Origin of the sequence: Mesorhizobium sp. M8A.F.Ca.ET.218.01.1.1 (genome assembly GCF_004791165.1) — a bacterium.
GTDB lineage: Bacteria > Pseudomonadota > Alphaproteobacteria > Rhizobiales > Rhizobiaceae > Mesorhizobium.
Window position 1 is genome coordinate 1 of sequence record NZ_SRUZ01000125.1, and the last position, 328, is coordinate 328.

1 protein-coding gene is annotated in these 328 nt (G+C 64.0%); it reads left to right on the forward strand.

Translation table 11 applies throughout. The features are described from left to right. Positions 1-328 (forward strand): LPS assembly protein LptD (gene lptD / locus EN861_RS34680; RefSeq protein ID WP_135928235.1); only part of this gene is annotated, 328 nt, incomplete at both ends.

A 328-nucleotide genomic window follows, 5' to 3' on the forward strand; every position in this document is an offset into this window, starting at 1 on the left:
GCATCGAAGGCGGCACGCGCGCCAATGTCGGCTTCCGCTATTCGGGCGCCTATGAAAATGGCTGGGGCACCAACGCCATCTTCGGCCAGTCCTATCAGTTGGGCGGCCAGAACTCCTTCGACGCGCCGGACCTCGTCAATGTCGGCGCCTATTCGGGGTTGCAGACCGCGAACTCCGACTATGTCGGCCTTGTCGGCTTCAACAGCCCGAGCGGCTTCTCCGGCTCGCTCAGCGGCCGCTTCGACGAGCAGACCTTCGACGTCAGGCGCGCCGAGGTGAAGGCCGCCTATTCCGGCCTGCCGGTTTCGCTCACTGCCAAATATGCCTT